Annotated in this window: 4 protein-coding genes and 1 pseudogene; 3 read left to right on the top strand and 2 right to left on the bottom strand. The window is 61.7% G+C overall.

Annotated elements, in window-relative coordinates; all coding sequences use genetic code 11:
- Window positions 1–67 precede the first annotated feature (67 nt).
- A complete protein-coding gene (gene serA / locus E5W87_RS27945) occupies window positions 68–1,669 on the top strand; it encodes a phosphoglycerate dehydrogenase (RefSeq protein ID WP_292404900.1) in 1,602 nt (533 codons plus the stop codon).
- Window positions 1,670–1,757: 88 nt separating this feature from the next.
- Here serA and E5W87_RS27950 read toward each other — a convergent pair whose 3' ends face one another.
- Both E5W87_RS27950 and E5W87_RS27955 read right to left on the bottom strand, forming a co-directional pair.
- On the bottom strand, window positions 1,758–2,156 hold the full coding sequence (locus tag E5W87_RS27950) for an SH3 domain-containing protein (RefSeq protein WP_292404901.1): 399 nt from the start codon (window positions 2,154–2,156) through the stop codon (window positions 1,758–1,760).
- 257 nt (window positions 2,157–2,413) lie between these two features.
- Complete coding sequence (locus E5W87_RS27955) at window positions 2,414–3,304, bottom strand: DMT family transporter (protein WP_292404902.1); 891 nt, start codon at window positions 3,302–3,304, stop codon at window positions 2,414–2,416.
- 319 nt (window positions 3,305–3,623) lie between these two features.
- On the opposite strand from E5W87_RS27955, the gene E5W87_RS27960 reads away from it, so the two are divergent.
- Both E5W87_RS27960 and E5W87_RS27965 read left to right on the top strand, forming a co-directional pair.
- Window positions 3,624–4,922, top strand: a complete 1,299-nt coding sequence (locus E5W87_RS27960; RefSeq protein WP_095487377.1) for an adenylosuccinate synthase — start codon at window positions 3,624–3,626, stop codon at window positions 4,920–4,922.
- Between the two features lie 74 nt (window positions 4,923–4,996).
- Window positions 4,997–5,590, top strand: a pseudogene (locus tag E5W87_RS27965) (hypothetical protein); the annotation flags it as partial.

The raw sequence follows: 5,590 nt of genomic DNA on the forward strand, positions 1-5,590 counted from the left end.
TTTCCCGTGGCGGCCCTCGGGCCGCCCATTTCCCAAACGGTTCAAATCCCTTTTGAAGGAGGTCGCCATGGCGCCCCGCGTTCTCGTCTCAGACAAACTCTCCACCACCGCCGTGCAGATCTTTAGAGATCGCGGCATCGAGGTCGACTACCTGCCCGATCTCGGCAAGGACAAGGAGAAGCTCCTTGAAGTGATCGGCCAGTATGACGGCCTTGCCATCCGTTCGGCGACGAAAGTCACCGAGAAGCTGATCAACGCCGCCACCAAATTGAAGGTCGTCGGCCGCGCCGGTATCGGCGTCGACAATGTCGACATCCCGGCGGCAAGCCGCAAGGGTATCATCGTGATGAACACGCCCTTCGGCAATTCGATCACCACCGCCGAGCATGCCGTTGCCATGATCTTCGCGCTGGCCCGCCAGATACCGGAAGCCAATGCCTCGACCCATGCCGGCAAATGGGAAAAGAACCGCTTCATGGGCGTCGAGATCACCAGCAAGACGCTGGGCATCATCGGCTGCGGCAACATCGGCTCGATCGTGGCCACGCGCGGCGTCGGCCTGAAGATGCATGTCATCGCCTTCGATCCGTTCCTGTCGGACAGCCGCGCCGAGGAACTCGGCGTCGAAAAGGTCGAGCTCGACGAGCTGTTCGCCCGCGCCGACTTCATCACGCTGCACACACCACTGACCGACAAGACGCGCAACATCATAGACGCTGGCGCGATCGCCAAGATGAAGACCGGCGTGCGCATCATCAACTGCGCCCGTGGCGGGCTGGTCGTCGAGGCCGACCTGATCGCGGCGCTGAAAAGCGGGAAGGTGGCAGGCGCCGGCATCGACGTGTTCGAGGTCGAACCGGCGGAGTATAATGAGCTGTTCGGCATGGAGAATGTCGTGGCGACCCCGCATCTCGGCGCGTCGACCACCGAAGCGCAGGAGAATGTCGCCCTGCATGTCGCCGAGCAGATGTCCGACTATCTGATCAAGGGCGCTGTTTCCAACGCCATCAACATGCCGTCGATCACCGCCGAGGAAGCGCCGCGCCTGAAGCCTTTCGTCAAGCTGGCCGAAGTGCTTGGCGCCTTTGTCGGACAGGTCACCGAGGATCCGATCAAGGAGGTCGAAATCCTGTTCGACGGCTCGACCGCGACGATGAACACGCGCGCGCTGATCAGCGCCGCTCTTGCCGGGCTGATCCGGCCGCAGGTCTCCGATGTCAACATGGTGTCGGCGCCGATCATGGTTAAGGAGCGCGGCATCATCGTCGCCGAGGTCAAGCGCGATAAATCCGGCGTGTTCGACGGCTATATCAAGCTTACGGTCAAGACCGAGCATAGGACGCGCTCGATCGCCGGCACCTGCTTCTCTGACGGCAAGCCGCGCTTCATCCAAATCAAGGGCATCAACCTTGACGCCGAGGTCGGCCAGCACATGCTCTACACGACGAATGCCGATGCACCTGGGATCATCGGCCTGCTCGGCACGGTCTGCGGCGAGAACGGCGTCAACATCGCCAACTTCCAGCTCGGCCGCAACCGGCCTGGCGGTGATGCCATCGCGCTGCTCTATCTCGATGCACCATTCCCGGAAAACGTGCTGGAGCAGGTGCGGGCGCACAAGTCGATCGACTCCGCCAAGCGGCTGCATTTCGATGTGGGCGTCGCCTGAATCATGCGCGCGCGCCCCGCGTGCTCCATAAGCACACGGGGCGTTTCGACAATGGCGTCAAAGCGTTTGGATAATTCTTTGACGGCCGTTATTTGCAGGCGAAGCCGGGCGCGATCTTGCATTTGCCGGGCCGGGGCCGGTGCGGCTTATGCGGACGGTGCGGCCGGTGCGGACGGTAATGCGGCGGGCGAACGATAATGTGCGGCCGCACGACGATCGGTCGGGAAACATAGACGCGGTCCAGATAGTTTGCGCTGGCCCAGCCCCGTATACCGGCGGCACGAATTGCGCACCAGCTGCCCTGGCAATCGAGCACCGTCACCCTGTGGCCGGCCGGCAGTGTCGCGATCCTCGCATAGCCGGGACCAGGCCCGCTTCGCACATTCAAGGTCCCGGTTGTATAGGCGGTGGCTGCGGAGGCCGATACGGGAAAGGCTGCCAAGCCAACAAAGGCAAGGACAAGCGCCGCAAGCATTCGAAAATTCATGATCGTCTCCATTCACCGAAATCAGCTAAACTGGTGCTGGAAAGATGAGTGCCAAAAGATGAAAAAGTCAATCTCCAGGGAATGGCGCCGTATATTGGAATACCCCTATCTTAATACACTGTACTGCTAATGCTTGTTCTTAATACATTAGTTATTTTGGATATTCGTCCGGCCACTGTTGTGAGGGTTTGGTTCACCATAAGGCTGCGACCGGCTCTGGATTGCACCATCCTCATCCGGCACCGAACATTTGCCGGCTAAATCGCCATCTTCCTTCCGCTGTATTCGGCGAGGCTGATGCCGCCGAGCACCAGCACGAGGGCCAGCGCCTGATAGAGCTGGAATGTCTCACCGACGATCAGCACCGAGAGCAGCGTGCCGAAGATCGGCACCAGATTGATGAACAGGCCGGCCCGGTTGGCGCCGATCAACTCGTTGCCCCTGATATAGAAGATCTGCGAGATGACCGAGGCGCCGATCGCGGTGTAGAACGCGACCGCCCAGCCGCGTGCATCGGGAACGATGACCTTGCCTGCCGCCACTTCCCACAGGAAGAAAGGCAGCGAGGTGGCAAGTGCCGCAATCGACAGCGCCAGCATCAGGCTCTGCCAGCGTATGGCCGGCTTCAGTCGCAGCCCGACCGAGTAGAAGCTGTAGCAAAGCACCGCACCCAGCATGATGGCGTCGCCGAAGTTGAGATCCAGCTTGAGAAGCTGGCGCAGATCGCCATGGCTGGCGGTCAGGGCGACGCCGATGATCGTCAGCACGACGCCGGCGATCTGCATCCGGTTCACACGCAGGCGAAACAGCACGAAATTGGCGAGGATGATCACGATCGGGATCGCCGCCTGCTCGATCGAGACGTTGATTGCTGTGGTGTAGTTGAGCGCCGTGTAGAAGATCGCGTTGAAGAAGGTGAAGCCGCAAGCACCGAGCCCGCCAAGCAGCAACCAATGCCTGCGCACCACCGGCCAGTCCTCGTGCAGCGTTCGCCAGCCGATCGGCAGCATGATCAGAACGGCCAGAACCCAGCGCAGGAAGACCAGCGTCATCGGCGAAATGTGGTCGACCGCCAGCTTGCCGGCCACGGAGTTGCCGCCCCACAGCAAGGTGGTGAGCAGCAGGAACAGATAGGCGGTTCGATGCATCGCGAAATTTCCAGCCGGGGGCGGGCGAAGGGTCTTTTGCCGACCTATGGTGATGGTTCGCCCAAGTAAATGATGTCAAAGGCGAAAATTGTTGTGCCTGGGGGCGCCTTCGGCGGTAAAGAATGGTCGCGCTCGCCGGGTCTTGACGTTATAGAGCGACGTGCGTCCACTTGGTCGCACACAGTACGCGTCTCAAGGCTTTGAATCTTCGTATCGTGCTCGCCGAAATCGATTCCGATTTTAGCGCCGATGCGATAGAAGCCTGTCGTTTCGAAACCATTTCAAGCCGCTCCGAGCGGCGCCTCAAGGGAAAAGAAACATGGCCAATGTGGTGGTCGTCGGCTCGCAATGGGGCGACGAGGGCAAAGGCAAGATCGTTGACTGGCTGTCGGAGCGCGCCGACGTCGTCGTGCGCTTCCAGGGCGGCCACAATGCCGGCCATACGCTGGTTGTCGACGGCAAGGTCTACAAGCTGTCGCTGCTGCCGTCCGGCGTGGTGCGGCAAGGCAAGCTGTCCATCATCGGCAATGGCGTCGTTTTCGATCCGCACGCCTTCGTCGCGGAAGTGGCGAAATTGAAGGCGCAAGGCGTCGAGGTGACGCCTGAGCGCCTGAAAATAGCCGAAAACACCGCGCTTATCCTGTCCCTGCACCGGGAACTGGATGGATTTCGCGAAGACGCCGCCACCAATTCCGGAACGAAGATCGGTACGACCCGTCGCGGCATCGGCCCTGCTTATGAGGATAAGGTGGGCCGGCGCGCGGTCAGGGTGATGGATTTGGCGGATTTGGAAACGCTGCCCTTGAAGGTCGACAGGCTGCTGACGCACCACAATGCGCTGCGCCGCGGGCTCGGCCACGCCGAAGTCACGCATGACGCGATCATGAATGAGCTGATTTCGGTCGCCGACGAGATCCTGCCCTATATGGATCGTGTCTGGAAGATCCTCGACGACAAACGCCGCGCCGGCGAACGCATCCTGTTCGAGGGCGCGCAAGGCACGCTGCTCGACATCGACCACGGCACCTATCCGTTCGTCACTTCGTCCAACACCGTCGCCGGCCAGGCCTCAGCCGGATCCGGCGTCGGCCCGGGTGCCATCGGCTATGTCCTCGGCATCACCAAGGCCTATACGACGCGTGTCGGCGAGGGTCCGTTTCCGACCGAACAGAAGAACGAGATCGGCGAGTTCCTGGGCACGCGCGGCCACGAGTTCGGCGTCGTCACCGGCCGCAAGCGCCGCTGCGGCTGGTTCGATGCCGTGCTGGTTCGCCAGGCCGTCGCCGTCAACGGCATCAAGGGCATCGCTCTGACCAAGCTCGACGTGCTCGACGGGCTGGACGAGATCAAGGTCTGCACCGGCTACCGCCTCGACGGCGAGGCGATCGACTATCTGCCGGCCAGCCAGGGTGCGCAGGCGCGAGTCGAACCGGTCTACGAGACGCTGGAAGGCTGGAAAGGCACCACCGCCGGCGCCAGAAGCTGGAACGATCTGCCGGCCCAGGCAGTCAAATATGTCCGTCATATCGAGGAACTGATCGGCGCGCCGGTCGCACTCCTCTCCACCAGCCCTGAACGGGACGACACAATACTTGTGACTGATCCGTTTCAAGACTAGATTCTCAGCCGTTCCGGGCATCGCGGCCGATTTGCGGAGGCCGGCCCAGAAACGAAATGCAGGTCGACTGAAGCATGGCAGATTTTGTTGGTGCTCTGAAAAAGACGCTCGATGGCCTTGGCAATCCGACGCCGGAGATACGCGCGAGAGTCTATGAGAAGGCTCGCTCGACCATCGCGGACAAGCTGGCCAAGAACATACCGCCGCTGGCGCCTTCGGTCGTTGCCCAGCATAAGCGCACCCTGGAGGACGCCATCGCCAGCGTCGAGCGCGGCTACGCCAAGCCTGCGCCCGCATCCGATCCGCTGGCGGAACTGGAGGACATCTTCTCCTCCATTGACCGCAACAAGAACCAACCCAGCCACGTCCGACAGCCGGCAAAGACCGAGCCGGCATGGCAGCCGGCACCTGCTGCCAAGGCTGCACCGACCTGGCAAAAGCCGCCATCCGTTGCGTCTCCTCCAGAGCGCACCGATCCGGTGCCTTCGGACATGGATTTTCCACCGGCGGACGAAAAGCGCGACACCTTTAGGGGCGATGTCTTTTCCGACGAGGAGCCGGCGGCGGACACCTTTCAACGTCTGCGTCCTGCCGAGCGCAAGCGCAGCTATGGCGGGCTGATCGCCGCTGTCGTCGCTCTGCTCGTCGTTGCCGGCGGTGGCTACGGC

The organism is Mesorhizobium sp., from assembly GCF_004962925.1.
GTDB lineage: Bacteria > Pseudomonadota > Alphaproteobacteria > Rhizobiales > Rhizobiaceae > Mesorhizobium.